At 41.6% G+C, this 23,338-nt stretch carries 23 protein-coding genes, 1 tRNA gene and 1 pseudogene; 10 read left to right on the top strand and 15 right to left on the bottom strand.

Translation table 11 applies throughout. The annotated features are described in order from the left end of the window. Nucleotides 1-7: 7 nt before the first annotated feature. Nucleotides 8-556 carry a GTP cyclohydrolase I FolE gene (gene folE / locus JFY49_RS05005; protein WP_200224794.1) on the top strand — a complete coding sequence of 183 codons (549 nt, stop codon included), beginning with the start codon at nt 8-10 and terminating at the stop codon, nt 554-556. A 114-nt stretch (nt 557-670) separates the two neighbouring features. Then, nucleotides 671-1,030, top strand: coding sequence for a cupin domain-containing protein (locus tag JFY49_RS05000; RefSeq protein WP_200224160.1), 360 nt, complete (start codon nt 671-673; stop codon nt 1,028-1,030). A 90-nt stretch (nt 1,031-1,120) separates the two neighbouring features. On the opposite strand, the gene JFY49_RS04995 is transcribed toward JFY49_RS05000, so the two are convergent. From JFY49_RS04995 to hemE, 5 genes are all read right to left on the bottom strand, one after another. Next, complete coding sequence (locus JFY49_RS04995; protein WP_200224158.1) at nt 1,121-2,497, bottom strand: diguanylate cyclase; 1,377 nt, start codon at nt 2,495-2,497, stop codon at nt 1,121-1,123. Between the two features lie 140 nt (nt 2,498-2,637). After that, nucleotides 2,638-4,539: a DUF4105 domain-containing protein gene (locus tag JFY49_RS04990; protein ID WP_200224156.1), complete on the bottom strand. Its 1,902-nt coding sequence runs from the start codon at nt 4,537-4,539 to the stop codon at nt 2,638-2,640. A gap of 86 nt (nt 4,540-4,625) precedes the next feature. Next, nucleotides 4,626-5,096, bottom strand: a complete 471-nt coding sequence (locus JFY49_RS04985) for a DUF3015 family protein (protein ID WP_180081138.1) — start codon at nt 5,094-5,096, stop codon at nt 4,626-4,628. A 146-nt stretch (nt 5,097-5,242) separates the two neighbouring features. Next, the gene (locus JFY49_RS04980; protein WP_227609596.1) at nt 5,243-6,043 is read right to left on the bottom strand and encodes a DUF817 family protein; all 801 of its coding nucleotides are present in this window, start codon (nt 6,041-6,043) and stop codon (nt 5,243-5,245) included. Nucleotides 6,044-6,081: 38 nt separating this feature from the next. Further along, entirely contained in the window at nt 6,082-7,152 is a 1,071-nt protein-coding gene (gene hemE / locus JFY49_RS04975) for a uroporphyrinogen decarboxylase (protein ID WP_180081134.1), read from the bottom strand. A gap of 203 nt (nt 7,153-7,355) precedes the next feature. On the opposite strand from hemE, the gene JFY49_RS04970 reads away from it, so the two are divergent. From JFY49_RS04970 to JFY49_RS04960, 3 genes are all read left to right on the top strand, one after another. Then, the gene (locus tag JFY49_RS04970; protein ID WP_180081132.1) at nt 7,356-8,591 is read left to right on the top strand and encodes a L,D-transpeptidase family protein; all 1,236 of its coding nucleotides are present in this window, start codon (nt 7,356-7,358) and stop codon (nt 8,589-8,591) included. 182 nt (nt 8,592-8,773) lie between these two features. Then, nucleotides 8,774-9,472, top strand: a complete 699-nt coding sequence (locus JFY49_RS04965) for a pirin family protein (RefSeq protein ID WP_200224155.1) — start codon at nt 8,774-8,776, stop codon at nt 9,470-9,472. A 342-nt stretch (nt 9,473-9,814) separates the two neighbouring features. Continuing rightward, nucleotides 9,815-10,786: a methyltransferase gene (locus JFY49_RS04960; protein ID WP_200224146.1), complete on the top strand. Its 972-nt coding sequence runs from the start codon at nt 9,815-9,817 to the stop codon at nt 10,784-10,786. A gap of 225 nt (nt 10,787-11,011) precedes the next feature. Here the strand turns inward: JFY49_RS04960 and JFY49_RS04955 are convergent, their stop codons facing one another. Beyond that, a complete protein-coding gene (locus JFY49_RS04955) occupies nt 11,012-11,461 on the bottom strand; it encodes a LysR substrate-binding domain-containing protein (RefSeq protein WP_200224143.1) in 450 nt (149 codons plus the stop codon). A 39-nt stretch (nt 11,462-11,500) separates the two neighbouring features. On the opposite strand from JFY49_RS04955, the pseudogene JFY49_RS17490 reads away from it, so the two are divergent. Further along, nucleotides 11,501-11,647 (top strand): annotated as a pseudogene (locus JFY49_RS17490) (MFS transporter); the annotation flags it as partial. Nucleotides 11,648-12,041: 394 nt separating this feature from the next. On the opposite strand, the gene JFY49_RS04950 reads toward JFY49_RS17490, so the two are convergent. The 6 genes from JFY49_RS04950 to JFY49_RS04925 form a co-directional block, all read right to left on the bottom strand. Further along, nucleotides 12,042-12,359, bottom strand: a complete 318-nt coding sequence (locus JFY49_RS04950) for a hypothetical protein (RefSeq protein WP_086194969.1) — start codon at nt 12,357-12,359, stop codon at nt 12,042-12,044. A gap of 127 nt (nt 12,360-12,486) precedes the next feature. Further along, nucleotides 12,487-12,594: a DUF2474 family protein gene (locus JFY49_RS04945; protein WP_004973777.1), complete on the bottom strand. Its 108-nt coding sequence runs from the start codon at nt 12,592-12,594 to the stop codon at nt 12,487-12,489. A 9-nt stretch (nt 12,595-12,603) separates the two neighbouring features. Then, nucleotides 12,604-13,608: a cytochrome d ubiquinol oxidase subunit II gene (gene cydB, locus JFY49_RS04940; RefSeq protein ID WP_180081118.1), complete on the bottom strand. Its 1,005-nt coding sequence runs from the start codon at nt 13,606-13,608 to the stop codon at nt 12,604-12,606. Next, nucleotides 13,605-15,050 carry a cytochrome ubiquinol oxidase subunit I gene (locus tag JFY49_RS04935; RefSeq protein ID WP_200224140.1) on the bottom strand — a complete coding sequence of 482 codons (1,446 nt, stop codon included), beginning with the start codon at nt 15,048-15,050 and terminating at the stop codon, nt 13,605-13,607. Before JFY49_RS04935 ends, cydB begins: the two co-directional genes overlap by 4 nt. Before the next feature lie 261 nt (nt 15,051-15,311). Next, on the bottom strand, nt 15,312-15,770 hold the full coding sequence (locus JFY49_RS04930) for a DUF2946 family protein (protein ID WP_395518866.1): 459 nt from the start codon (nt 15,768-15,770) through the stop codon (nt 15,312-15,314). Nucleotides 15,771-16,149: 379 nt separating this feature from the next. Next, the gene (locus tag JFY49_RS04925) at nt 16,150-16,497 is read right to left on the bottom strand and encodes a rhodanese-like domain-containing protein (RefSeq protein ID WP_180081115.1); all 348 of its coding nucleotides are present in this window, start codon (nt 16,495-16,497) and stop codon (nt 16,150-16,152) included. 269 nt (nt 16,498-16,766) lie between these two features. Here JFY49_RS04925 and JFY49_RS04920 point away from each other — a divergent pair, with 269 nt between their 5' ends. The 4 genes from JFY49_RS04920 to JFY49_RS04905 all read left to right on the top strand — a co-directional run bounded on the left by JFY49_RS04920 (nt 16,767) and on the right by JFY49_RS04905 (nt 18,924). Continuing rightward, entirely contained in the window at nt 16,767-17,240 is a 474-nt protein-coding gene (locus tag JFY49_RS04920) for a DUF2946 family protein (RefSeq protein WP_227609541.1), read from the top strand. Nucleotides 17,241-17,494: 254 nt separating this feature from the next. Next, entirely contained in the window at nt 17,495-17,755 is a 261-nt protein-coding gene (locus tag JFY49_RS04915) for a helix-turn-helix domain-containing protein (RefSeq protein ID WP_166171018.1), read from the top strand. 72 nt (nt 17,756-17,827) lie between these two features. Next, entirely contained in the window at nt 17,828-18,136 is a 309-nt protein-coding gene (locus tag JFY49_RS04910) for a NifB/NifX family molybdenum-iron cluster-binding protein (protein ID WP_200224137.1), read from the top strand. A gap of 377 nt (nt 18,137-18,513) precedes the next feature. Beyond that, the gene (locus JFY49_RS04905) at nt 18,514-18,924 is read left to right on the top strand and encodes a hypothetical protein (protein ID WP_200224134.1); all 411 of its coding nucleotides are present in this window, start codon (nt 18,514-18,516) and stop codon (nt 18,922-18,924) included. Nucleotides 18,925-19,027: 103 nt separating this feature from the next. On the opposite strand, the gene JFY49_RS04900 is transcribed toward JFY49_RS04905, so the two are convergent. The 3 genes from JFY49_RS04900 to dld all read right to left on the bottom strand — a co-directional run bounded on the left by JFY49_RS04900 (nt 19,028) and on the right by dld (nt 23,140). Continuing rightward, nucleotides 19,028-19,117: transfer RNA gene (locus JFY49_RS04900), tRNA-Ser, on the bottom strand. Between the two features lie 97 nt (nt 19,118-19,214). Further along, nucleotides 19,215-21,248 (bottom strand): NADPH-dependent 2,4-dienoyl-CoA reductase, encoded by a 2,034-nt coding sequence (locus JFY49_RS04895; RefSeq protein ID WP_200224131.1) that lies wholly within the window; start codon nt 21,246-21,248, stop codon nt 19,215-19,217. A 182-nt stretch (nt 21,249-21,430) separates the two neighbouring features. Next, nucleotides 21,431-23,140 (bottom strand): D-lactate dehydrogenase, encoded by a 1,710-nt coding sequence (dld, locus tag JFY49_RS04890; RefSeq protein ID WP_200224129.1) that lies wholly within the window; start codon nt 23,138-23,140, stop codon nt 21,431-21,433. Nucleotides 23,141-23,338: the final 198 nt, after the last annotated feature.

Here is a 23,338-nt window from a genome sequence, read left to right as displayed (position 1 = left end):
TATGTCTATGCAGCAATCCTACGCCAACATTTTAACTGCCGTTGGTGAAGATCTTAATCGTCCTGGTCTTAAAGATACGCCAATGCGTGCTGCTAAAGCTTTTTCGTATTTAACGTCTGGATATAGCAAAACTTTGGAAGAAGTGACCAATAGTGCGGTGTTCCCTTCTGACAACCGTGAAATGGTTCTGGTCAAAAATATTGAATTCTATTCACTTTGCGAACATCATTTATTGCCGTTCTATGGCCGTGTGCATATCGCCTATTTACCTGAAGGGCAGGTTTTGGGTTTATCCAAATTTGCCCGCATTACTGAAATGTTTGCACGCCGTTTGCAAATTCAGGAAAATCTGACCCAGCAAATTGCTGAGGCGGTGGCTGAAGTGACCAAAGCACGTGGTGTTGCGGTAATGATTGATTCTGCGCATATGTGCATGATGATGCGCGGTGTAGGCAAACAGGAATCGACTACCCGTACTGTGTCTTTTGTGGGTGATTTCAAAACCAATAAAGATGAACGTCGTGAATTTTTGGCTGCCTTGCCTGAAAGCTATTAATTTAATTCTAAAAAAAAGCCTCAATAGCGATTGAGGCTTTTTTTGTGTGTGGTTAAATAATACCGTACAAAAATTGATATCTCCTGATTGAAGCACATATATTAAGGACCGATCATGTCGCAAATTCTGTTAGCTGGACAAGGTTTAACGCACGCTGAAAAATCAATTGATTACCCCCGCCCTGACCGTTTGGTTCAAGGTAATCCTCAACGTGAAACGTATAGCCTGTATGAACATCCCAATATGGACTGTGGCATCTGGCATTGTGAAGTCGGTTGCTGGAATATTCAGTTTGCCGACAACAAACAGGAGTTCTTTCAGGTGATTGAAGGTGTAGTTCGCATCCACGACCAAGCGACCGGAACTTATATTGAAGTGACTGCTGGAAATGCTGGGATTATTCCGCCCGGCTTTAAGGGAAGCTTTGAAGTGCTTGAAGCTGTGAAAAAATACTACGTGATTGTCGAATCCTGACTTTAAAAAATATAACTCACCATAAATTTTCAAATAAAAAACTCCCTGAATATGAGGAGTTTTTTTATTCATCGATTTGATTTTTCCAGATTAAGAACTCGCAACCTGCTTGGTGACTTGAATACAGTTTCGGCCATTATTTTTTGCGGCATAGAGTGCTGCATCTGCTGCATCCAGAAAACGCTGATAGTCTGGATGGCCATCATAAAGTGCACAGCCGATACTGACAGTAAAATTAAAACTGATGCCTATGCTGGTACGAATGGTGGTTTCCTGAGTCCGGCTACGCACCTGTTCTGCAATCTCTTTTGCCCGAACCAAATCGCTGTCTACCAGCAGCAATAAAAACTCTTCCCCACCTGCACGGAATGCATAATCACTGCCCTTAATGGAAGTGAGCAGCACTTCACCAATAAACTTTAAAGCTGAATCACCGGCTGCATGGCCGAATTTGTCATTAATCCGTTTAAAGTAATCGGCATCTATGGCCAGTAAAGACAAGGGGGCATTATTTTTACGGGAAAAATTAATTTCACGCGAAACAATCGTATGTAAATAGCGCCGATTGAGCAGTTGAGTGAGGGAATCACTGCCCAAGTCGATATAGTCAGCCACCTGAAACAGCTGATCAACCAGATGCTGAATCTCCCTGTTATTTTCACGAATATGCTGGATCAGCTGAATGGCCTGCTCTCTTTCAGTGGCATTTAAAACTTGCTGGCTCAGCAAATCAATCTGGTGAATACGGTCAATAATGGTCGAGACCTGCTCGGTCCCGGTAAATGCATAAGCAGCTTTATGGATAAACCATAAGCCAAATTCAGATTTTGACAGCAAGGGATGTGTAAATTTCGGCTCATCCGAAAATACCTTAAACATCAGCTCATTTTCCCAGTCTAATAATGAACTGCGTTGCTTGTCCTTTTGCGCCGACACATCCTGCATGGCAGAAAATAAACGATAGGTATGTTTTGTATCATTATTTTTTTCCAGATTGACTTCATAGGAGCGACACATAATTTCCGAAGCAAAACCCAGTATCTGCACAATATACGCTGCAATGGTCAGACGGTTTTCTTGCGTCTGCTCGGTCTGAAGCAAAAAGACTTTCTTTTCAATTTCACCGATACCCCGCATAATTAACCAGGATGGAATGCCGATACGCGCATGGACTTTACCCACCATCAGCTGCTTTTCGACAATCTCGATAAAGTTCTGCTGCAAGGGCACAATAAAGCAATCGATTAACCATTGATTCAGCGTGGTTTTTAAGCGGTTCTGGACCATATCATCGGATAAGAAATAGGATGCTTCCTTTTCCTGCATGATATCTTTATAAAACTCATCGACCAGGGTCTGGGAATGTGCTTGAATAAATTGAAAAGTGTCGTTTAAATCAGTTGTTGAAAAGTCCTGGCAAACCGACTTCCATTGTGCGGCAAGCACAGCAATACTTTCAGTATTCATACAATTGATTCCAACAGCTTTTGAATATGAGGGAGATGTTTAGATGACTAATATAACAAATTTTAATAAAAATAACTTTGTGAACTATTCGATGTTTTTTCATAAGTAATGAGAAAAAATAAATTTATTTTTATAAAGTATTAAAAAAAACGTACATAGCCCAGACTGGTTTTCATCCAGTCCTTATGGTCTTGTTGCTGGTATTGCCAATTAAAACGAATGACATTTTGCGGATTCAGGACATATTGCCACTGGGTATTCAGTTTAAGTTGCCATTGCTTGGAATCTTCCCAATACGGTAATTCTAGCTGTAGCAGACTATTGATGTGATCTGACCAGATATTTTGACAACCTATAGTCGGTCCCATCCCGACACGCCAGCCCTGATCTAAAGCCTTGCCGGCCTGTATATGGTTTTGCAGTTGCATATAGCACAAATGTTCACGTGCCGGGTTTGCATAGCTATAGCCCATCTGAACCTGTAAATTGGCAATCCCGTGCTGTTCCTGCTCACTGAACTGACCCTTTTGTTCCAAAGCTTCCTGCTTCCAGCCAAGGTTAAAACCCCAGCTGAGTGGCATTTTAAAAGGGGTCATCGGGTTATAAGAATTCACGTTGAGAAAATCAAAATGCTCCAGTTTCAACTCATCATCACGATACTGAATTGAACCATCCCAAAATAGCAACTGCGTACCCGTCCTGAAGCCCCCTTGCGGATCAATCAGGTCATGATAAGCCTGACGATGTCCCAACTCGACGAACTTCTCACCCTGTACCTCCCCCATATTGACCGAAAAATGACGGGCATCATGTGCTTGAGTAGGGTCTACTTTAGGGCGTTGTGGTTGTGGGCGTTGTTTGTCCAGATCAATTTCACTGCGCATACTCAATAGCTGGCGCAAGCGTGGCTGGGCAAAAACTGGCTCAACTTTACGCCCGATAAATTGCAGGTATAAATCATCATAGGCCATTTCTAAAATCTTGGCTTTATCCAAGTCCTGATACGCCTCCATTTGCCTAGACATTTCTATAGGTTCGGCAAAAGCGACTTGATGCGCCACTTTAGCCAGACTTTTGCCATGCTGTCTGGCTTGCGATAACAGCTGGGTTTCTAAAGCCGGTCTATAGATTGTTTCCTTGACCAAACCCTGCCGCTCAATGGCTTTTATGGTTTCAACAGGAATGGCTGCGACTTTAAATTGCTGTTTTAAATTCAGCGCTGGACGAACCAGATCAATGAGCCCCAATAAACGATAGGCACAGTTATCACTGACAAAATAATAAGGAAAACTCACATGTTTCATTTCCCAAATGTGCTGCACTAAAAATCGGGTTTCGTCAGGAGTTAAGCTAAGTTCATATTCCCACAAATCCCGACTTTCCAGATCCCCATATTCCTTGACCTTACGGTAATAAGGCATTAAGGAATATTCCCCCGGATACTGCCCAGTTAGGCCATTCCAGGCAAAAGACCAGCCTTCGCCCTCGGTGACTGTGGCTGCATAATTCACGGCGTAGGATACCAAATTCAGCTGTTTCTGATCTTGGGGATCCAGGCGCAGCAAGGTATGCCCAAACATCGAACTGGGATTACCCATAAAGTCGGTTGCATAAATGAGTGTGGCTTTATAAGGCTTGATTTGACCAATCCAGTCGTCCAGTTCCGGACAGGTGACCACTGGTAATTGCTGTTCAGAAATATGCAGTTGCTGCATTAACCACTGGCTGCGTGCTGGAAAGCGACAACGCAGCGAATGATTCGGCGCTGCAGGTTGAAATAAGGCCTGAATATTGGCCTGCAATTCCTGTTTTAAATCAACTTGACCATTTGGCGATAAGAAATAACCTGCATAGCTGACTTCACTTTGTCCTTGTTTATCGGCATACATGAGTCTGCGCCAAGTGATGTCTTGAGCTAATTTTTGTTGTGCTGCACGTTCTATGTAGGGCTGAGTGATATGAGCTTCAATGCTTTCAACAGCTGTTGCCGAGTAGGTCATTGTGGAAAAGGTTAAAGTAAGAACGAACGCAAGTGATTTCATGCAAATTGGGTATTTATCTTTTATTCAAGAAGAAATGTAAAATAAGAAAAAACCCCGTCAGAATGACAGGGTTTTGAGATATTCAATTATACGTAGGCTTTCAAGACTTCATCTTTAGCCATCACTGCTTGCAAAGAAGCAAGTACCTGAAGTGAATCGTGATTTTCTGCAGCATAAATTTTAGCGAAGTTCTGTTTAGAAACCGCAAAAAAACGGGCTTTGTCTTGTGCTCTGATATTTAAAAGTTCAGCCAGTACATTTAGGCTTTCCCCTTCTCCAACGGCCATATCACGTGCCAAAGATTCAGCATTTTCATTGGTAAAAGTCACTGCTTGAGCAGTCACTGTCCCTGTGCCGCTACAACCTAGCGTACCAAAGGTAATACCGAATAACTGGTTGGCAAAAAGTCCATTGGTTGTTGCAGCAAGAATTTTAGGTACTTTACCGGATTGACCTGCCCAGACTTGAGAACCGATACCACAACCTGCATCTCGATCTGCAAATGCTGCTGTAGAACCGAGGGCTACAACTGCAGCTAAAGCTAATTTTTTCAACATGGTTATTCTCCAAAATTTATTATTCAAGTGTTCTAATTCTTCACCATTGTGTAAATTTTATTACACCTCTGTAAGATAGCGGCAACTTTCTTATAAGGCAAAACAATTTACACCAAAGTCATCACCCACCACATAAAACATTGAAGTTATTTGTTTTTTAAAGTCCAGACCCCGTCTTTGCTGCGATTACCCAATATTTTTAACACCAACACCAGACTCAGAAGCAGCAATAAATACCAGGAACCCATCTTGCCCCAGCCGACCATATGCCAGGCATCGACCTGACTGGGGTACAGCCAGATTCTGTAAAAAGTACTGATATTTTCTGCAATCCAGATCAGAAACGCTAAAACAATCAGTACGGGTAACATCGGGAGTTGTAGCTGATGCTGTTGCAACTGGAAGCGAATTTTAGTTTTCCAGAAAATGATCACACTCCAGACGAAGAGAAACAGGCGGATATCGGGAACAAAAAATTTACTCATGAAGTTGATATAGGAAAAAACAGCCAAAACCAGCATATTGGGAAAGCTTGGCAGTTTCTCAAAGGACACCTGATACAGTCTGAGTGAGCGTGCAAAAAAACTGCCCACTGCCGAATACATAAATCCGGCAAATAAGGGGACAGTCAGTATTTTAAACACTGCCGGCTGTGGATATTGCCAGGATGCAATCTGTGGATGGGTCAGAAAAATTTCCATGCCCATCGCCATGATATGAAACAAGGCAATGACTTTGGCTTCGGCCCACGATTCTAATTTTAAATACAGCAAACAGGCCTGAATAATCAGAGCATAGAACAGCAGATAGTCATAACGGAACAAGCCGTAAAACTCCTGACTCCCCATAGAGGCGGTCAGTGCAAAAGCAATCAGCAGCAATATCCCAAATAAGGCAGCCGAAGCTGCCTTAAATGAGAACTCAAAACATGATTTAAAAAAACTGATCAAGGTTGAATCCTAATAATGAATTAACTCATACAGATTTAAAGATATTTAGCGCTGTATTCATGCACCGTATCAATAAACACTTTAGGATTAGCAGGATCAACCCACTGGGTAATACCATGGCCCAAATTGGCCACATAACCTGTTTTTTCACCACCTGCATAAGCATCATCCAGCATGGCTTTGGTAGCTTTTTCAATCGATGCAGCATTACCATATAAAGTGGCCGGATCGAGGTTGCCCTGTAATGCAGCACGGCCATTCACGGTTTGACGTGCCATGTTCAAAGATGTAGTCCAGTCCAGTCCAAAGGCATCAGCACCAGTTGCCACCATAGGCTCTAGCCACTGTCCGCCGCCTTTGGTGAATAAAATCACCGGAACTTTACGTCCGTCTTTTTCACGTTTTAAACCGGCAACAATTTTTTGCATGTAATTCAGTGAAAATTCGATATATTCACGATGTGCCAGCGCACCACCCCAGCTGTCAAAAATCTGTATCGCTTGCGCTCCAGCATCAATTTGCGCATTTAAATAATCAATCACAGCAATCGCCAAGCGGTCCAGCAAAGCATGTAACACTTCAGGCTGTGCATACATCATCTGTTTGGTATAGCGAAATTCCTTGCTGGAACCGCCTTCCACCATATAAGTGGCCAATGTCCACGGGCTACCCGAGAAACCGATTAACGGCACTTGACCACCCAAGGCTGAACGGATGGTGCTTACAGCATTCATCACATAATCAAGATCGGATTTGGCATTAAAATTGGGTAAATTCGCCACATCTTGCTCGGTACGGATAGTCTTATGGAATTTTGGACCTTCTCCCGCTTCAAAATACAAACCCAACCCCAAAGCATCTGGCACGGTTAAAATATCTGAAAATAGAATGGCAGCGTCCAGGTCATAACGACGCAAAGGCTGTAAGGTCACTTCACAGGCAAAATCATTATTTTTGCACAGGGAAAGGAAATCACCTGCTTTGGCACGTGTTTCACGATATTCAGGCAAATAACGTCCTGCTTGACGCATCATCCAAACTGGTGTGGTATCTACCGGCTCACGCAATAAGGCCCGCAGAAAACGATCGTTTTTTAGCGTCGTCATTTACTTTCCCATCTCATTTTTAATCTTCGAACCATCATAACAAAAAGGTCGAAAATTTAGTAACTTCTCTTGCAGCTAAAAATCGATCACGTTAAATGTAAAATTTTTTTTACACAAAACAAATACTGCATCTCCTCATTTTTTCTGCAATACTTGCCTAGTTTTGTCACATAGTTAATGAATAATTCTTAAGGTTGAATTACATGTACGTTCGCACATTACTCGCCATGAGTTTAAGTTGCATTTTTGCGGGTACAGCGTTTGCCGCATCTACTGCTGAACAACCATTAAATCCTCAAAAGATTGCGAATACGGTGGTTCAAGATCCGATTGACCCACTGGCAACCGATGCCGCATCTGGTGCTGCAAGCACTGCGAATGCACAGATTACCCCACAAGAACAAAATGACCTGAACAAGGCCTCGCAAACCCTGCAAGATCTTCAAAATACTGAAGATAATAATGCTGCGATTGGTGCTGCACCGACTACAAAAACACTGAGCACGCCAACTACTACTCCTGCTTCTGCGAAAGCCTCTTGGACCTTAGAAGGTTTAAATAACGCTACATGGTATGACAATATTGGTAAAGGCCAATTCCCTGTTTATGCACGTGCCCATGTGATGCTCAACAATGCCCATGCTTCTCCGGGTGCAATTGATGGTGCAAGTGGTAAAAATACCCTGAAAGCCATTGCATCCTTCCAGCAAATCAACGGCATTAAACCGACAGGTATTTTAACTCAGGAAACTTGGGATGCTTTGATTGCTCGCCAAGGTGCTAAGCCTGCATTTATTGAATATACGATTACCGATGCAGACCTGAAAGGTCCTTATGCACAAACCATTCCGCACGATTATGCCCTGCAAGCCAAAATGAAAGGCCTGTATTACACGCGCGTAACCGAAATGCTGGGTGAAAAATTCCATATGGATGAAGACTTTTTGAAAAAGTTAAATCCTAAGGCAACCTTCAAAAAAGCTGGTGAAAAAATTATTGTGGCCAATATCCGCAATGAAGTTCCAGAAGATATTCATCTGATCGTTGCGCATAAAGGTGCGAAACAACTGTATTTATTTAATAGTCGTAACCAGATGATTGGCTCATTCCCTGCCACAATTGGTAGCTCAGATACACCATCCCCTACAGGTACTTATAAAATTACCGGTGTAGCGCAAAACCCATGGTACAGCTATTCACCAAGTAACTTTATTCAAGGCAATAATACAAAACCGCTTTCTTTACCACCAGGTCCAAATGCTCCTGTCGGAAACATTTGGATCGGTTTAAGTAAAAAATCATTTGGTATCCACGGTACACCAAATCCATCTGCAATTTCTAAAACTGCATCGCATGGCTGTATCCGTTTAACCAACTGGGATGCTAATGATTTGGGTAAAAAAGTCAAATCGGGTGTCACAGTTAAATTCCTGGAATAATCCCTGCACCCTGTATGAAGAAAAGCCTGCATCTGTTGCAGGCTTTTTTATAAACTGCTGCCTCAACAATATAAACATCATCGTTTCAAAAACAGGATGACTTGTTGCCGTTTTATGATTTCTATGTCATTTTCAAACCATTAAAATAAGCTCATGTTTAAAATAATGATAGGAGCATTAATATGAATGCTTTTTTACACCCCAGTGACAACCGCGGTCATGTAAAAATGGGCTGGCTTGAGTCTAAACACAGCTTCTCCTTTGGTAGCTGGTATAATCCAAAACTCATGGATATCAGCGCCTTGCGTGTAATTAATGATGACTTGATCGCAGCGCATAATGGTTTTGGCACCCATCCCCATGACAATATGGAAATCTTGACCTGTGTGCTTAAGGGAACGATTTCTCATAAAGACAGCATGGGTAATGAAGGTGGAATTTCTGCCGGTGAATGGCAGCTGATGAGTGCCGGCACAGGTGTTCAGCACAGTGAAATTAACCAGGGTGATGAGCCGGTTCATTTATTGCAGATCTGGATTATCCCAAATGAACGCAATGCAGAACCAAGTTATCAACAAATCAAATGTGACCCACGTGAACAGCCGAATCAATGGCATTTGATTGTTGGTCCCAACGAAAATGCACCGATGCATATTCGTCAGCAAGCCGAAGTTAAAACTGCAGTGATTAACCAGGGTCAACGCCTAAACATTGAAGCGACCCAATATATTAATTATGTGCATGTCATTTCCGGTTCAATCAAGATTGCAGAGCATACAGTAGAAGCTGGCGGCGCCATTGGCTTTTTAGAGGCAAGTCAGATTGAAGCTTTGCAAGATACTCAAGTTATCTGGTTTGATTTGCCTGAACTGAAAGGTTAAAACTATTTAATACCTCCAAGTTCGAGATGATTACTGTCAGGTAGTCATCTCAAACTATTTAAATAAAATAATAAAATGAATAATTTATTCAAATTTAATTGTTGTTTATAGCCTGTCTTATCGATCTATACAAAAATACAAATCTAACCAATCAGCAGCACTTTTTTACCCAAATCAACTGCTTTTTAGGCGAAAATCAAGCCTATCTTTTCTATGCAATTACACGATAAAAAACCCTTTAAGCAGTCAGGACTCGTCTGGTCACACCTCGTTTCAAAAACTTAAATAAGCTCCAAAACCTCGGAATTGGTTTTTAATAAATAATCAGAAGAGAACATCCATATGAACCAAATTTTGAATATCGATACCACTCAACAACAGGCTTTGCTTTTTTTATTAGATTTCTTAAAACAACGAGACTATCAATTTACCGCCATTACCCCGCTTTCCCATCAACGTATTCTGAGCCGAAAAAGACAAGAAAAGAACACCGTAATTACGCTTCGAGATATATTTGGCTGGAATTTGGCATTTGCCGAAACCGATCTTGATCCGGCACTTTTTGAAATTCTAAAAGAAAATCGGCTCATCCATTTTCAGGATCATCAATGGCTGAGTGATGTACGTGTCGCTTCGCTTGATCGTGAATTATTTATTCATTCAAGTTTCCCAACCCTTCAACACGATTCGGTATTTTTTGGTCCCGATACTTACCGCTTTGCATACCATCTTAAACAATATTTAGCAGCTCGGCCCCATTCATTTAAACGTGCTGTGGAATTGTGCTGTGGCAGTTCGGCTGCTGCTATTAGTCTGGCCAAAGATTATCCAGACTTTAATGAAATAACCGTGTCGGATCTTAATCCGAAAGCATTGTTGTATAGTCAAATCAATGCCAGCTTTGCAGGTTTAAATAATATCACTCCGGTTTACAGCAATTTATTTACTCATCTTGCAGGACAGTTCGATCTTATTTTTGCCAATCCACCTTATTTAATGGATGCAGATCAGCGTCAATATCGGCATGGTGGAAATCAACTCGATGGTAATGAACTCGCCTTCAATATTGTAAAAGAAGGCATTCAGCGGCTTAATCCTCAAGGATGTTTATTTTTATATACGGGTGTAGCTATTCGTCCAAACGGTAATCCTTTTTTACAACAGCTTGAAAAATTAATGCTGTCTCAACCGAGTATCCATTGGTGTTATGAAGAAATTGATCCCGATGTTTTTGGTGAAGAACTGGATCAGCCTGCTTATCAGCAGATTGAAAGGATTGCTTTGGTTTTGGTGAAGGTGGAATTGATGGATTAAAAGCGGCTGCAATATTGAAAAACTTTAAAAGGCGTTTAGCTAAAATCGAAACTATTAAAAAATAAAGCGACTACAGTTAAATCAGTCGCCGCTTTTCCACCTATTCTATTTTAGGATGAATTAGGAAGCTATAGCTGAACCGCATCAATGACAGTCGGCTCTGCAATATCATCGACACGTTTTTTAAAATGGGGGACCCGGCGGGACTTATTCATCAGCGCATCATCAAATTAACTCCAAAATATCAGCCTGTTGAGCCTGCTGTATCAGCCAGTCTTTAAATGCATTCAGCTTGGGTAAAGTCCGGCATTCTTCTCTGTAAACAACATAATAAGCCAAAGAGGAAGGACAGTTTATTTCTGGATACAGGCGGACCAGACGCCCTGCTCTTAAATCATCATAGACCATGACACTTCTCGCGAGTGCTACTCCTTGACCATTAATTGCAGCCTGTAATACCGCAGCTGAATTATTGATTTTGAGACCCCGTGGATTATCTTCATTAGTTATTTGATGAAAATGCAGCCATGTATCCCAAGTCGTGAAACCAGAGTGATGATCCATTGAGAGATCATGAATTAGAGGTAAATTTAACAATCCTTCAGGAGACTTTAATTGTTCTAAATGTGCTTGATAAAAGGTGGGTGAACAGACGGGAAACGTTTCTTCTCCCATTAATTTTTCAGCGACAAGTCCAGACCAACTTCCACTCCCATTGTCGGGTTAGCCTGTTCTTTCAGTGCTGGAGCTTTATTGGATATTTGGAGATGGCAAATCATGAATATTGCTCTCCTACCTTGGATTATTCTCTCGGCCTTATCTCTGTTATGGCTGCATAAAAAAGATGCAAAAGCAATTTAACTGCTGGAAGGAAAAAATATACCCCTTCATATTTTATGAGGTCTGTGAATATAGAAACTTCTACATGACAAAAACAGTTTGAAATTTACATCTCAACTGCAATTTACGATTTTCAGCGTAATTCCGATAAGATTAGAATAGCTTTTATGCTAAGACTCTGATGAGTTCTAGCGAACAAGGATTGCTTTTCTTGTTATTCTTTTTAGTATTCTTCAAACTCTTTGTAAATACTTTTCACTACTAGGATGTAATCAGCATTATCCACAGCTATTTGACTTAGATGATGTTCTGTCTGTTACCGAGTATAATTCCTGTTCATCACTGACCATACATGGACTGGGATAAAGCACGATACATCAGAAAGAAAAAACCAACTGATGCATCGCTCACGAAATTAGTATTCGTAGTTATTATCGATAGACCATTCCTGTAACTTTCCAAACAAGATCTGGTCATTAAAGAGCAAGTCATTTTTTGCAAGTACTTTACTCTCATCTGTTGGACAGAAACCATCATCACAGTCTGAATCGACGACCCAACAACCACGGACAAACAGGATTTCATTTCCTTCTTGCTCCAGCTGTTTTTTCACCCGTTGAATTGCTTCATCGATGTTTTTTGCGCCTAAATAAGCTGTCACATACGCATAAGATTCCGATGGATCTGATGCTTTTTTAAATTCAATGCCTACACAAAAAAGATATTTTTTCATTATCGACTCCTGATTGATATGAATTGTCTGATTCAATTGGTTCAATTCCATGAACAGCTTCATGATTAACATACCGTATCTTGATTCAGCAGACCAGTGAGAACTCCCACTGATCTGTGTTTAAAACTTAATACGCCAATTTCAACAGCAATCTAAATAGCCCTGCAACCAAGGCCAAGCTTAAAAAACCAGCCAGCCATAAGCCAATAAACCATTTCAATTCAGAAATTTTCATTTAGCCTCCTTAATGATAACCTTCATCACCCACACGCACTTTATCCCTGAAAACCCAATACGATAATCCGGTATAAATAAGAATGATCGGAATTAAGATAAGTGCGCCAATAAGGGCAAATAATTGACTACTGGCAGGTGCTGCAGCCTCCCAGATAGTAATGGATGGTGGAATGACATAAGGCCATAAACTAATCAGAAAACCGCTATAAGCGAGAATTACCAAAGCCAAAGTATAAATGAATGGCAGGAACTCTTTGCGCTGCTTACAGGCTTTGATTGCCAGGAAAGTAAACAGCAGAACCAGTACGGGAACCGGGCTAAAATAAAAGAGTTGTGGTTGACTGAACCAGCGCACTGCAATTTCATGATGAAGCAAAGGCGTATAAATACTGACACAGGCAAAAATCAGCAATAATGCGATGAGCAGTTTTGGCATCAGTTCAAACATGCGATTCTGCAGCATTTTTTCGGTTTTAAAGATCAACCAGCCACATCCCAGCGTTGCATACAGTACGACCACACTTAGACCGGTAAACAGGGAAAAAGGTGTTAACCAGTCCAGACCACCGCCAGTATAAATGCCATTCGTGGTTTTAATGCCCTGAATGTAGGCTCCCAAAATCACGCCCTGAAAAAAAGAACTGAGGATCGATCCCCAAATAAAAGCTTGATCCCAAAGATATTTGGTTTTATTGGCCTTAAACCGGAATTCGAAGGCAACTCCCCGGAAAATCAGCGCGATCAGCATCAGAATAATGGGTATATACAGAGCCGATAACACAGTGGAATACACCAAGGGAAATGCAGCAAATAATCCTGCACCACCCAGTACCATCCAGGTTTCATTACCATCCCAGACAGGCGCGACGGTATTCATCATAACATCACGTTCCTGGCGATCGGAAATAAAAGGAAATAGGATACCGATACCGAGGTCAAAGCCATCCAGCACGACATAGATCAGCACTCCTAATCCAATAATTAGAATCCAAATTAATGATAAATCGATCATTTTTGATTCTCCTGAGATTGTGTAGGACTTACTTTATCCAGATCGCTCTCCTCATCAATTGTACTTAAAGGACGTTTTGATGCCTGTATGACCGCCTGCTCACTATGGGGTGCCGAATGTATAAACTCCGGACCTTTACGCATCAATTTCAGCATGTAGAAAATGCCAACACCAAACACAATAAAGTAGACCATTACAAAAATGATCAGGGTTAAACCCACCTGCTCTGCTGAAACGGGAGAAAGAGTATCTTTGGTCCGTAAAATGCCATAAACCACCCAGGGTTGACGACCGACTTCAGTGGTAAACCAACCGGCGAGTAAAGCGATAAATCCAGATGAACCCATGTACAAAGAAAATTTATGGAACCATGGTGTTTCATAAAATTTTCCGGTTTTTCTTAACCATAAACCGATGATGGCCATCAGCATCATCAGTACACCCAGTCCGACCATAATCCGGAAACTCCAGAATATGACCAGTGAGTTTGGACGGTCTACAGGGGCAAATTCCTTTAAGCCTTTGACTTCACCATTTAAGCTATGCGTCATAATCAGACTGCCCAGATTCGGAATACCGATCGCATACTTGGTTTCTTCAGCCTGCATATCGGGAATACCAAATAGATATAAAGGCATGCCATGATCTTTATTGGTTTCCCAGTGTCCTTCTATGGCTGCCAGTTTGGCCGGTTGATGTTCAAGCGTATTCAGGCCATGCATATCTCCCACAAACATTTGTAGAGGTGCCAATGCCACAATCATCCACATGGCCATGGAAAATGATTTTTTTACCAAGGCATCACGACGGCCTTTTAATAAATGAAATGCGGCTGTGGCAGCGACGAGCAAAGCAGAAACCAGAAAAGAGGCCATTGCCATATGTGCTAATCGATAGGGGAAAGATGGATTAAAGACAATGGCAAACCAGTCTTGCGGGACAATAATGCCATTTTCTACAGTAAAGCCCTGAGGGGTTTGCATCCAGCTATTCGAGGACAGAATCCAGAACATTGAAATACAGGTACCTATAGCCACCATCAATGTTGCGAAAAAATGGGTTTTCAGTCCCACTCGCCCCCAACCAAATAGCATAATCCCCAGAAAACCGGCTTCAAGGAAAAACGCACTTAAAACCTCATAAGCGAGTAATGGTCCTGTGACACTGCCGGAAATCCGTGCAAACTCACTCCAGTTGGTGCCAAATTGATAGCTCATCACCACACCGGAGACTACGCCCATACCAAAGGACAGGGCAAAAACCTTGATCCAGAACTTGAATAAGTCCCGGTATACCGGATCATTGGTTTTAAGCCAACGCCATTCAAGAACAGCCAGAAAACTGGCTAAACCAATAGAAATTGCCGGAAAAATAATATGAAATGATACGGTAAATGCAAATTGGATACGCGACAGTTCCAGAGCGGTTAGCCCTAAATTCATGCTGCCTCCTACTGATCAATTGAATACAGGGAGGACATCAACGGCGCTGATTGATGCAGTGAAACTGACACCCCTTGCCGGACATTGATCCTCTGGTATAGAGATGAAACCCGTATACCGGATACGCTATAGACTTTTTTGAGGGCGAACGAAACCATTACGCTGTTAGCGAACAGCGAAAACTGAATTTTCATGATTAAAACTCTTTAAGATGTTGTGTAGTGCAAACAAAAACAACTGTTTGACGTGACCAATCGTGTCCTAAAAAGTCAGAGGTGGCGCTCTGCCCTGTGGCAGCAAATACAGCTTCTGCAAGCTGAAATAGACATGCCGGAAGAACGACTGATAGAAATTTAGTCGAACCTGAATCCGGTCCAGAACTTCATCAATTCCCAGTTTAAATGGCAGTACCAAATCACCATAAACAGTGCAGTATTGGCACTGGTGATTATGCTGACTGTGATCTTGGGATTGCTGAGGAATCAAATCCTTGAGCAGCTCATGATGAGCAGAGTGGGCATGATGATCAGCAGACGAAAGAAGATTGTGGGTAATCGACATACAGACCGGAGCAATGTGAAATTTTTCCGGCAGCAGAGGCTGTAAATATACTGCGATTTGCAGAAGTAAGACTGCAAATGCAATAAAAAATCCACTTCGCTTCAGCAAACTTTCTCTCGACTGGAATCGAATTAAGAGGGATAAATTGAATAAAAACATGAAATTTCAGAATAAATCCCTACGTATTTACTCGACTTTTCACTTTATAAATATATAACATATAGCCAGTTTTGAAAAGCAAAAAAAATTAAACAAAAGGTGAATTAAATTAAAGACTTAAAATAAAAAAATAAACTAGTTCTATATAAACTGCCGAATAAGTTTATTTATTGGCTAAAGAGTGTCCACAAAAAACTTTACTGAATTGAAATGCGTGAAAGGAAATTTTAAATAAGAGACGCTATTTTTTGTTCTAGCCAGGAAAAGCGTTATGCATTCCTAATAGATGTGTTTGAGGATTAAAAAATTTTGCCCTCTCGGACCAGCCAAACTTGTTTTATTTAAATAAATAAAACATCTCTTACTGCAGATTTAGCCTTTAGTTTTCGATACACGGCAAGTCATTTTTCCACCAGGATTTCATGCCACCTTTTAACTGTGAGACTGAATAACCCATCTTGGCCAGTTTACGTGTCGCAGGAATGCTCCGGTGTGCTGATAAACAGATCGTTACTACAGGTTGATCTGTTTTGAGACCTAATGAGCATATTGCAGATTCTGTAAACCGGGTAATCGGCAAATTGACGGCACCTTCTATATGGCTGTGTTTAAATTCTTGCTCAGTTCGAACATCCACAATTTGTACATTTTCCCGTTGCCCCCATAATTTCTTTGCCGGGGTTTCAGGCACCTTGCCCCAAGGGACATACATCAGAATGTTAAACATGATTTCCCTCTATCAAAACAATTCTTATCTATAATTTATAAGAATATAGAATAAAAATAACGATTAAAATCACTATAAATCAATATTGGATTGAACTCTAAGTTTATGCTTAAAAATAGATGATGCCTTCAAATCTAGCAGAAAAATAAAACTATGTTTAATAACAGATTAGAATTAATGTAATAGCTTATTTTTTTCAGTTCTAAATTTCATATTTTGTTATATTATAATTCATGCAATATTCATAAAAGCGTAGTGAAGTGCTCATAATGTTGGGAAGATTGTTGGGATTATCCGCAATCTTGTTACAGATCGCTGTGTTCCTGCAGCCTTTATTGCCAGAAAAGCACAGTGTTTTTTCGGTATGTAAAACTATTGCCGTTGCATTAGATCTGCAAGTTAATAGCACTCACAAAACACTTAATTTTCCAACATCCCATCCACATGCCCATCACCACACCAGTGCAGCAGATCAGAACGATGTACAGGTCGTCACCGACGTGCAGGATCAGCATGCACCACACCAACAGCAGAATGATTCACACAGCACTCATGACTGCCAGTTCTGTCTGGTGCACAGCTATACCCTACCGCTACTGGACACCAAGCTCAGACCAGTACTGGTCAGAACTCAGACCTTACTTCTGTTCTTCAGTGCCTCTGTCCCGCATGTACTGACCCCACCCGCTCCCTGGTTCCTGATTCCTCAGGGCCGTGCTCCTCCTTTAACACTCACCCACTAAATCAACAGATGTGGTATCGCTGAGTAGTCTGCCTACGTTTGAATATCGATGCAGTATGGCTCTATCTATCCGCATAGGCATCTCGTAACCCACATCTTCAGCCACAGTGGTCCAATCCGTAATAGGTGATCATGACGTTTAGTTTAACTGTGCTCAAACCTGCTTTGAGTTCAGTTGTTACTGTCTTAATTACCTTTGGATTTTTTTAAAGTGTTATTACAACTTTTTGATGTATCAATAAGGAGGAGATAATGATGAATCTACTTCAGCATGATCATGCACACTCGCAAAAAAATGATTTTAATAGCGGCTGTTGTCTGGATTTGGCGCAACAGATTGTCCGGATCAGACATGCCCTTAATATTTCACAGACAGAACTGGCAGCCAAACTGTGTATTTCTGCCCGTACCTTGGAGAGCTGGGAACGCGGAGTGCGTCATCCATCAAGTTCGGCACAGGCTTTGATCAAACTATTTATAAAGTCGCCTCAATTTGTACTGGAAAATCTAGCTTGAGGATAATCGGGAATAATTTAAACCCTTATGATTATCATCAATTTAAATAACTATTGGTTTGGAAGAAACTCCATGTTAATTGTAATTACATCCCAGAACCGGCGTCACATTACTCCACATGCTGGAAAATGTCGAAAATTCTGGAAATATGAATTAAAAGATGAAAAAGTGACTGACAAACAGCTTATTGAAGTGGAAAAAGAAGAATCTTTTTCCCAGTCTGGGGAAGTACTCGAAAAACTTTTGCCTATGGACATATTTGTGACCACAGGAATCGGAGATCGATTACGAGAAAAGCTCAGAAATATTGGTGTACATGTCATCGTGACTACAGAAATTGAACCAGAACAATTTATCTGCGGTTTGGATTCAACTAAATAAACAATTTAGATTCATATCATCTTTACTCATATAAAAGACCCTGCATCAGCAGGGTCTCTTATTTAAATTTTTAATTATTGAGTAGTATACGAACTATCACACCATGTGTAGCGGCAACGTAGCCTGAAATGTTTTTTATCCCGACTCAACCTAGCATAAATGCTGTATTCACAATATCGCACTATCATCTGACTTAAATCGCCTAGCTCTAACCACTCTATTCCAATGTAATTTTTTAAACTGGTTCAGTTCCAACATGCACACCAATGTATATACCCTAAATAGTTGGAATATCAGACATTTATTACCATTAAATACTTGTAATTTATACCAATCAGAATATTTTTAATAAGGGTAAAATTGAATAAGGCTATTTTGTGGGCATCGTTTCTGAATTTAAAAAATTTAATGCTGATCTTAAGAATCCGAACTGGTCGGTATCTTCAATTAGCTCTAACAATGAGCTAATTGTTAGTTTATGGGGGCATAAACCTTTATTGTCTAAACACCCAACTGAAAGAAAACAGGTCTATCGTGACCGTATTGATAGATGGTCGGGCAATAGACGTAATGAGTTTAAGAGAAATCTTGATCTTGCTTTGGAAGAAAACTTAAAAATTAGACCAATTATAGCAATGCTCAATAACAGTTCTGATTTTCAAAATATTTTAGAGGGTAAAGATGGCAGCCAATACCCGAAAAGATTTAATGCAAAAACAAATTGGATTGGTGAATTAACTGTTTGGGACGGTACTCAATTTGAAATTGTATTTAGGCTTGATCAATAACTTGAACTTAAGCTAGGTTTTTATTCTGCTTATTATCGGCTTACCTTGCATAACCCTAAAAACAACAAAGCCCCGATCAATGATCAGGGCTTTATCTTAAATTTGGCGGAAGCGGTGAGATTCGAACTCACGGAGGACTCACACCCTCGTCGGTTTTCAAGACCGGTGCATTAAACCGCTCTGCCACGCTTCCATGTGCGCCATAATACGGATCTTTTTAAAAACTGACAAGTAAAAATTACAAGCAAACTATTCAAATGAATATTGTTTCACCAAATTAACTTTAAAAATTATAATTTGGCTGCCAATTCGGCACCCTCACGGATTGCACGCTTGGCATCAAGCTCTGCCGCCAGTTTGGCACCACCAATAATATGGTAATTCGCCAAGGTAAATTCATCCGCCGTTGGCATAATGTCTTTGACCGATTCCTGTCCTGCACACACTACCACAGTATCTACACGTAACAATTGATCGTGGCCATTGGTTTCAATCCATAAACCTTCATTGGTTACAGACTTATATTGCACACCACGTAGCATCTTCACAGCGTGTTTTTTCAATTGCGCACGATGCACCCAACCTGTGGTTTTACCCAAGCCAATCCCCAGCGGTGTCGTTTTACGTTGCAAGAGATAAATTTCACGGACAGGATGAGCCACTTCGGCAGCTTGTATGCCACCCTCAGAAGTATAGTTCGGATTCGGGTCAATGCCCCACTCCCGTTGCCAGTCTGCCAACGGTTGCGGCTGTGGCTGATGTTCAGGTTTTAATAAAAACTCGGATACATCAAAACCAATACCACCGGCACCAATCACCGCCACCCGATTGCCAACTGCTGCTCCACGTAACACTTCTGCATAAGACAACACTTGCGGTGCCTGACTGCCTTCAATATTTAAGGCACGCGGAACAACTCCAGTCGCAACCACGACCTCATCAAAGCCTTCACGTTCCAGTTGTTCACGGTTCACTTTGGTATTTAAGCGCAGCTCTACCCCAGTTCTTTCAATTTGAACTTTAAAATAACGGATGGTTTCATGGAATTCTTCTTTACCCGGTACTACTTTAGCCAGATTGAACTGGCCGCCCACTTCATGGCTTGCTTCAAATAATGTGACTTTATGCCCCCGACTGGCAGCTACCATTGCAGCCGACATGCCTGCCACACCACTACCAACAACAGCAATTTTTTTCGGTGCTTTGGTTTTTACATACACCAGTTCCGTTTCATAAGCAGCGCGCGGATTGACCAGACAGGTTGCACGTTTATTTTTAAAGGTGTGGTCCAAGCAAGCCTGGTTACAGGCAATACAGGTATTAATTTCATCTACCCGATTGGTGGCGGTCTTGCTGACCCAGAAGGCATCCGCCAACAATGGTCGCGCCATCTGCACCATATCGGCTTTTCCAGCCGCCAAAATGGCTTCGGCCGTTTCAGGCATGTTAATCCGGTTAGAGGCAATCACAGGAATAGCGACATGCTTTTTCACTACTGCAGTGTAATCGGCAAACGCTGCACGTGGTACTGAAGTGACAATGGTCGGAATACGGGCTTCATGCCAGCCTATACCCGTATTTAGCAAGGTAACTCCGGCTTTTTCCAGAGCCTGTGCCACGGTAATCACTTCCTGCATAGTGTTGCCATCATGTACTAAATCGAGCATGGACAAACGGAAACAGATAATAAATTTTTCACCGACTTTTTCCCGAATAGCTTTGACAATTTCTACTGCCAAATGCATGCGGTTTTCAATGTCACCGCCCCAGTGGTCGGTACGCTGATTGACATGACGGCTTAAAAACTGATTCAGCAAATAGCCTTCAGAACCCATAATTTCCACACCATCATAGCCGGCTTTTTTGGCAATGCTGGCCGTGTGTGCATAATCCTCAATAGTCTCTAAAATCTGCTTTTCACTCATTTGACGCGGTTTAAAAGGTGAAATCGGTGACTTGATTGGACTGGCAGAAACCACAAAAGGCTGATAGCCATAACGGCCAGAATGCAAAATCTGCATTAAAATTTTTGCACCATGCTTATGTACGGCATGTGTGACCAAACGATGCGGCGCCACATCCGCCAAATTATTCATGGTACCGCCCGCAGGAAGCAACCAACCCTGACGGTTCGGGGAAATCCCCCCAGTGATAATCAGACCTACACCACCTTTTGCCCGTTCGCCAAAATATGCGGCCAATTTAGGATAATTATAAAAACGGTCTTCCAGACCGGTATGCATGGAACCCATCACGACACGGTTTTTAATGGTCGTAAAGCCCAAATGTAGCGGTTTTAATATATTTGCATAGCGAGTTGTCATGATGGATCCTTTATATATTGGCTTTGCAACTTGTTGCATATTACTTTACCTATTTTTATTCTTTTGTTTATGACTTGTTTTACACATTGTCTGACGAAACAGTCAACTTTTCATAAAAAAAAGCGCAGTGCTTAGACTGCGCCTGAGATAGAACCCGTTATTTTTTATTATAATTCAGTTTTTTAATTTGTTTCTTGATTCCAGTATTTTAATTTTGAGGTATGACCAATCCCCACATTAAAGCTATTGGTCGGATCCAGTTTTTGATAATGGTTTTTTAGCGCAGGCTTGGCCACATATAAATGCCCGACATTATGTTCTGCAGGATATTCAGCCCCGCGTTCATCCAGTAAACTCCACATTTGATGTTCTATCGCTAAAGGATCAACACCTTTTTTCACAATATAGTCCTGATGAAAGACATGACATAAAAAATGGCCATAATAAAGTTTATGGATAATCAGCTCATCCATTTCCTTTGGCAAAGTTTCTACCCATTCACGGTCATTACGGCGTAAGGCAATGTCCAGCGCGACAATATCTTCTACTTCTGAACGATGGGTATCGCGATAACGAATGGCAGCTCCAGCTACAGCAAAACGATGTAAAAAGGCTTTACGTCCTTCTTCTTCGGTACAGTGGAAATAATTTCCAGTGTTATGAGATGAAAAATAGTGCTTTAAAAATTGCTGAACCTGCTCCACATCCTGATTTTCGATGCGCAGCACCAGATGATGCTCATACAAATCCCGGAATTCATTCATGCGTTTCGGTAAATGCGACGGTAAAAATTTGCTCAGCATTTGCAGGACTTTATCAGACAGCCCTTTCATGCCAACTTTTTCCAGGTAGCCATCGACCTTATCTTTCATGGCAAAAGCCGCCGGTACTTTGGCTGTTCCGAATTTTTCGATAAACATGAAGGTATCTTTGCCATATTCAGCACCAATATCGTAAGCCACCCGGTGAATATATTCGCCCGCAATCGGTAAACGCGCTAAACCCGTGAGTAGAAAACGGCGGATTGCGGTTAAATCTTGCTGGGTATTGGTACCCACATAAAACACCTGACTGGGAATTTTTTCAAAGGTATCCAGACGTACTGCAAAGACACAGACTTTTCCTGCCGAGCCGGACGCTTCATACAAACGCGATGGATCAGCATTAAAACGTGCTGGCGTGTTCTCATCAACTTGAGTCACGTCATGCGCATAACGATGATCCGAAGCACAGCAATGTTGATCATTTTCAATATCAGTCAATTGATATTGCTGATTTTCAAGTCGGGATAAAATTTCTTCTGGTGTTGAACCGAGCTGGATGCCCAAATGATTGACCAGTTCAAGTTGTCCGGTTTCATTTACTCGGGCATACAGGGCAAGTTCCGTATAGGCAGGTCCACGGCGAACCAGTGCACCGCCCGAGTTATTACAGACTCCACCCAAAACCGATGCACCTATACAGGAGGAACCAATCACCGAATGCGGCTCACGATTAAACACTGCCAGTTCTTTTTCCAGTTTGTCTAGTGTTGCACCGGGCAAGCAAACCACTTGTTTCGCATCATTAATCACTTGAATGCCAACCAAGCGTCGAGTGTTGATCAGAATCACTGGACGGTCATAATCATCGCCAAAAGGGGTTGAGCCACCGGTGAGTCCGGTATTGGCAGCCTGCATAATCACAATACAGTCTGCGTCCACCGCAGCCTGCAAAACTTGCCACTGTTCCAGCAATGAACCCGGGACGACCACGGCCAGCACTTGGCCGGAACCGTAACGACGACCTTGACGGTATAATCGTGTGTCATTGTCATCCGTGAATACATGTTGCTTGCCGACAATGTGGATGAGTTTTTGAATGGTTTGCTGTGCATCTAAATTGGATGGCATTTGTCATATCCTATTGATGAATTGTCGCTCTTAATCAACACGGTATTCATTACTGCGGAGTCTTTCCAATATTATTTATATTCAGGAATTAACCTTCGGTTCGACCTACTTTTCTTTCGGGAAAAGTAGGCAAAACCATTGTAATCCGCAAAACTCGTCATATTCCGTCAAGTCTTTATTTTCATCGCAGAAACATGA

Origin of the sequence: Acinetobacter sp. CS-2 (genome assembly GCF_016599715.1) — a bacterium.
Classification (GTDB): Bacteria; Pseudomonadota; Gammaproteobacteria; order Pseudomonadales; family Moraxellaceae; genus Acinetobacter.
This window is presented reverse-complemented; position numbering and strand designations above follow the sequence as displayed.

Coding starts and splice junctions, on each gene's coding strand:
- JFY49_RS04945 (WP_004973777.1), bottom strand. CDS start 12,594: ATGAAAATTTCTGAATTGAAATGGTTTATTGGCTTATGGCTGGCTGGT.
- JFY49_RS04925 (WP_180081115.1), bottom strand. CDS start 16,497: ATGTTTAACATTCTGATGTATGTCCCTTGGGGCAAGGTGCCTGAAACC.
- folE (WP_200224794.1), top strand. CDS start 8: ATGCAGCAATCCTACGCCAACATTTTAACTGCCGTTGGTGAAGATCTT.
- JFY49_RS04995 (WP_200224158.1), bottom strand. CDS start 2,497: ATGAATACTGAAAGTATTGCTGTGCTTGCCGCACAATGGAAGTCGGTT.
- JFY49_RS04985 (WP_180081138.1), bottom strand. CDS start 5,096: ATGTTGAAAAAATTAGCTTTAGCTGCAGTTGTAGCCCTCGGTTCTACA.
- JFY49_RS04910 (WP_200224137.1), top strand. CDS start 17,828: ATGTTAATTGTAATTACATCCCAGAACCGGCGTCACATTACTCCACAT.
- JFY49_RS04920 (WP_227609541.1), top strand. CDS start 16,767: ATGTTGGGAAGATTGTTGGGATTATCCGCAATCTTGTTACAGATCGCT.
- JFY49_RS05000 (WP_200224160.1), top strand. CDS start 671: ATGTCGCAAATTCTGTTAGCTGGACAAGGTTTAACGCACGCTGAAAAA.
- JFY49_RS04950 (WP_086194969.1), bottom strand. CDS start 12,359: ATGAAAAAATATCTTTTTTGTGTAGGCATTGAATTTAAAAAAGCATCA.
- JFY49_RS04895 (WP_200224131.1), bottom strand. CDS start 21,248: ATGACAACTCGCTATGCAAATATATTAAAACCGCTACATTTGGGCTTT.
- JFY49_RS04930 (WP_395518866.1), bottom strand. CDS start 15,770: ATGTTTTTATTCAATTTATCCCTCTTAATTCGATTCCAGTCGAGAGAA.
- JFY49_RS04955 (WP_200224143.1), bottom strand. CDS start 11,461: ATGGGAGAAGAAACGTTTCCCGTCTGTTCACCCACCTTTTATCAAGCA.
- dld (WP_200224129.1), bottom strand. CDS start 23,140: ATGCCATCCAATTTAGATGCACAGCAAACCATTCAAAAACTCATCCAC.
- JFY49_RS04990 (WP_200224156.1), bottom strand. CDS start 4,539: ATGAAATCACTTGCGTTCGTTCTTACTTTAACCTTTTCCACAATGACC.
- JFY49_RS04970 (WP_180081132.1), top strand. CDS start 7,356: ATGTACGTTCGCACATTACTCGCCATGAGTTTAAGTTGCATTTTTGCG.
- cydB (WP_180081118.1), bottom strand. CDS start 13,608: ATGATCGATTTATCATTAATTTGGATTCTAATTATTGGATTAGGAGTG.
- JFY49_RS04915 (WP_166171018.1), top strand. CDS start 17,495: ATGAATCTACTTCAGCATGATCATGCACACTCGCAAAAAAATGATTTT.
- JFY49_RS04960 (WP_200224146.1), top strand. CDS start 9,815: ATGAACCAAATTTTGAATATCGATACCACTCAACAACAGGCTTTGCTT.
- hemE (WP_180081134.1), bottom strand. CDS start 7,152: ATGACGACGCTAAAAAACGATCGTTTTCTGCGGGCCTTATTGCGTGAG.
- JFY49_RS04965 (WP_200224155.1), top strand. CDS start 8,774: ATGAATGCTTTTTTACACCCCAGTGACAACCGCGGTCATGTAAAAATG.
- JFY49_RS04935 (WP_200224140.1), bottom strand. CDS start 15,050: ATGAATTTAGGGCTAACCGCTCTGGAACTGTCGCGTATCCAATTTGCA.